This window comes from Sulfitobacter sp. 1A15299, from assembly GCF_043556915.1.
Lineage (GTDB): Bacteria > Pseudomonadota > Alphaproteobacteria > Rhodobacterales > Rhodobacteraceae > Sulfitobacter.
This window is the reverse complement of the sequence record NZ_JBIFFJ010000066.1, coordinates 1-3,809: the sequence shown is the minus strand read 5'-3', so window position 1 is coordinate 3,809 and position 3,809 is coordinate 1. Positions and strand designations below refer to the sequence as shown.

At 59.3% G+C, this 3,809-nt stretch carries 4 protein-coding genes and 1 pseudogene; all 5 read right to left on the bottom strand.

Annotated elements, in window-relative coordinates:
- Window positions 1–241: 241 nt before the first annotated feature.
- A complete protein-coding gene (locus tag ACGYK7_RS19000) occupies window positions 242–1,456 on the bottom strand; it encodes an IS256 family transposase (RefSeq protein ID WP_394403939.1) in 1,215 nt (404 codons plus the stop codon).
- Between the two features lie 60 nt (window positions 1,457–1,516).
- A pseudogene (gene tnpC, locus ACGYK7_RS18995) lies at window positions 1,517–2,773 on the bottom strand (IS66 family transposase); the annotation flags it as partial.
- 85 nt (window positions 2,774–2,858) lie between these two features.
- Window positions 2,859–3,203 carry an IS66 family insertion sequence element accessory protein TnpB gene (gene tnpB / locus ACGYK7_RS18990; RefSeq protein WP_394403938.1) on the bottom strand — a complete coding sequence of 115 codons (345 nt, stop codon included), beginning with the start codon at window positions 3,201–3,203 and terminating at the stop codon, window positions 2,859–2,861.
- The gene (locus ACGYK7_RS18985) at window positions 3,200–3,526 is read right to left on the bottom strand and encodes a transposase (protein ID WP_394403937.1); all 327 of its coding nucleotides are present in this window, start codon (window positions 3,524–3,526) and stop codon (window positions 3,200–3,202) included. Before ACGYK7_RS18985 ends, tnpB begins: the two co-directional genes overlap by 4 nt.
- 102 nt (window positions 3,527–3,628) lie before the next feature.
- Window positions 3,629–3,809: hypothetical protein (locus tag ACGYK7_RS18980; protein ID WP_394403936.1), on the bottom strand; the 181-nt coding region annotated here is incomplete at its 5' end.

Here is a 3,809-nt window from a genome sequence, read left to right as displayed (position 1 = left end):
CGTGTCAGGTATGTCCTTCGCCTGATCCGTTCTCGTTTTAGGAGTTGGAAGAAGCTCTCGGCAACGGCGTTGTCGTGGCAGTTTCCACGACGGCTCATGTTGAACCGGCAATGGTTTGCAAGCAAACCATGAGAGGCTGGCATCCAGATTATGAGCGATGTCTCTTAATAAACGCGTACCTCACTGGGGAGTGTCATGAACTCTGTGTATCTGGTCTGGCCCATGCGGGTTTCAGATACAGTTACGCATTGAAGCGATCCTCGAACATGATAGCGAAATGGTTGCGTGCGGCAAACCATTCTCGAACATTTCGACCACCTTTCTCGAAGTTGCGGATCGCCAGGTAGATTAGCTTTGTAGCAGCGTCTTCGGTTGGGAAGCTGCCGCGGGTTTTGATTGATTTGCGGATCACCCGGTTCAAACTCTCGATCGCGTTCGTGGTGTAGATGATCTTACGGATTGCCGGATCGAAGGCAAAGAACGGGATCACCTCCTGCCATGCTCGGCGCCAAGCTGGCGCGATGGAAGCGTATTTACTGGCCCATTTTTCCTCGAAAGCATCCAGCTCTAAGCCGGCCTGATCAGCCGTCGGGGCACTGTAAATCCGACGCAGGTCCGCAGCCACTGCCTTGCGATCCTTCCATGCGCAGAAGTTCAACGAGTGGCGCACGAGGTGGACGATACAGGTTTGCACTGCGGTTTCCGGGAAGGCGGCGGTGATGGCGTCGGGGAAGCCTTTGAGACCATCCACGACCGCAATCAGGATGTCCTGCACCCCGCGGTTCTTCAGTTCCGTCATCACCGACAGCCAGAATTTGGCACCCTCGTTGTCGGCAATCCACAGGCCCAGCACCTCGCGCATGCCATCCCGGTTGACGCCGAGGGCGACATAGACGGCCTTGTTCTTGACCATGCGGCTGTCGGCGTCGCGGATCTTGACCCGCAGAGCGTCGAAAATGACGATCGGATACATCCGGTCCAGTGCCCGCGACTGCCATTCTCGCACTTCGTCCAACACGGCGTCAGTGACGCGGCTGATCAGGTCTGGCGATACCTGAAGGCCATAGACGTCCTCGAGATGGGAGCGGATGTCGCGGACCGTCAGACCCGCCGCGTAGAGGCCGATGATCTTGTCATCCATGCCATCGATCCGGGTCTGGCCCTTCTTCACCAGTTCGGGCTCGAAGCTGCCGTCCCGGTCCCGCGGCACGGCGATAGGCAGCTCGCCGTCCTGGCCCTTCAATCGTTTGGTGGATGAGCCGTTACGGCGGTTGGCCTGATCGGACGGCGCATCCTTGCCGTCCTCATAGCCCAGATGCGCGGTCAGCTCGGCACCCAGCATCCGCTCCATCAGCTTGATCTTCAGCTCTTTCATCAAGCCGTCGTTGCCGAGAAGATCTTCAGGCCGCTCGCAGACCTTCAGAAGTTCGTCCAGCAGTTCCTTGGAAATCGTCATCGTCATCGTCCTTGCTTCTCTCAGGAAGCATGAACCAAATCCCAGTTACACAAAAGATCGGACACTCTCCTCCCACAGCGCGAACAGCGCAGCGACAATCGGTGCGGAGACAGCCTGGCGTGCGGCAGCGCGGGCTTCGGGGCTTTGACCGCGAACAGTCGCCTCGAGCATCCAGAGCTCCGTCATCATTTCGATCGTTGCGGTGGCGACCTCGGAGGCACCGGTCGTGTGCAGTTCATAGAAGCGGCGTCGGCTGTGCGCCCAGCATCCCGCCAACAGCGGACCATCGTTGCCGCCGTCCTTGCGTGCCAGCTTGCTGTAGGCGGCATAGCCGTCCACCTGCAAGATACCGCGATATCCCCCAAGATGCCGCTGCACACAGTCTCCGGACCGGCTGTCCTCAAAGCGATAGGCCACCATCGGCGGACCACTTCCGCCAAAAGGCGTGTCGTCGCGGGCATAGGCCCAGAGCCAAGCTTTTTTCGCGCGGCCGTTGCCAGGGGCGAGGGTTGGCAGGCTGGTTTCATCCGCGAAGACCCTGTCGCCTTTCAGGATCTCACGCAGGACATGGTCTGCGAGGATATCCAACTCGAAGCCAACCCGGCCCATCCACTGGGCCATCAGCCGTCGGTTAAGGTCCACTCCATCACGGGCATAAATGCCCTCCTGCCGGTAGAGCGGCAGCCCATCAGCGTATTTCGAGACCGCGATCTGTGCCAACAGCGCTTCGGTCGGCAGGCCGCTCTCAATGATATGGGACGGGGCCAAAGCCTGGATGACGCCGTCCCAGCCCTTGAACGCATATTTCGGGCGTCGTGTGATGATGACCCGGAACTTCGCCGGAATCACATCCAGCCGTTCGGCCACATCTTCGCCAATCAGCACCTTCTGCTTGCCGGCATGTTCCGGCAGGTCGTCCAGCTCGATGACCACTTCGATGCGCTCGAGATGCGGCGGGAAGCCTTTGCGTGGTCGGGGTGGCCGCTTCTCATGTGAAGCTTGGCCCTTGCCGACCTGCGCCCGTAGCGCCGAGATACCCGTCTCGATCTCCTCGAAGAGGAAAGCCTGCTGCACATCCTCATCACCCGTCGTGGCAGAACCAAGCTTCTCGGACCGTCGTCCGAACCGCGCCCGGTCGTAAGCCTTCAGGATCTGCATCAGCCGTTTGATCCGCTCGTCGGCATCCGCGTTGCGGGCCCTGAGCGTCTCGATCTCACGCTCCAGCGCGTCCGCACGGGACGCTTTCGCAACCATGGCGCGCACCATGGATTTCAACTGATCCATGTCGTCAGGAAGGGGGATTTCACTGCTGCTCATCACCTCCGATTAAAGCATATTTCCCCCTGTTTTGCTCACGTTTTCTTCATGCAGCAGCCCAAATTATTTACTACCGCAAGACTGTTTAGCCGACAGTTTCGGGACGCCGGACGGCGACCGGCCGCACCCGTTTCCAGTCCAGACCATCCACCAGCGCCATCAACTGGACAATGTTAAGCTGAACCCGGACATGCCCGATGCGTGGCCAGCAGAACCCGGCTTTCTCCAGACGCTTCGCATAAATGCAGACGCCGCTACCGTCCCACCAAACGATTTTGATCCTGTCCGCCCGCTTTGCGCGGAATACATAAAGTGCTCCGTTGAACGGGTCGCTCCCCGCATCACGGACCAGTGCCAACAAGCTGTCCGGTCCTTTGCGGAAGTCGACAGGGTGGCTGGCCAGGAAAACCTTCACGCCGGACGGGATCATGCTGTGCGCACCGCACGAATGATCCGACACAGAGCGGCTTCCCCGATATCCGGGCTCACACGAATGATCGCATCCCCGATCACAATCTCCGTCGGTGCCTGCGCTGAAGGAGTAACGGATGTCGGAACATCCAGCGTCTTCAGATATGCCCTGCGCCAGCCAAACAGCTGTGGGGGCGAAATCCCCAATCGACGGGCCAAAGCCGAAACATTGACATCTGGAGCCATCGCCGCGGCGACAGCCTGCCCCTTGAACTCATCAGACCAGCGACGACGCTCTCCGACGGGCGCACCGTCAAGACGTTCGACGACGGCTTCGATCAACTGAAAGCTACCATGCGTAGGCATAGGCGTAGAACTGGTCGTAGACATAAAACCCCGGAGCTTGCGTGAATGCCGCAAACCTAACCCCGAATAGCTCGCCTATTAACCCATGGGGATGCCTTGTCGCTTACCGTTCTGGAACGAGACCGAGACGTGAATGTTGCCGGTGTCTTGCGTAAAGCCGTTGACCAGATCGGTGCCTGCCGCGCCTTGGCCAATCCAGCTTAGCGTTTCCGTTGTGGCGGTGGCCGTGGCGACATCGTCGCCATAGATCACGTCGTTG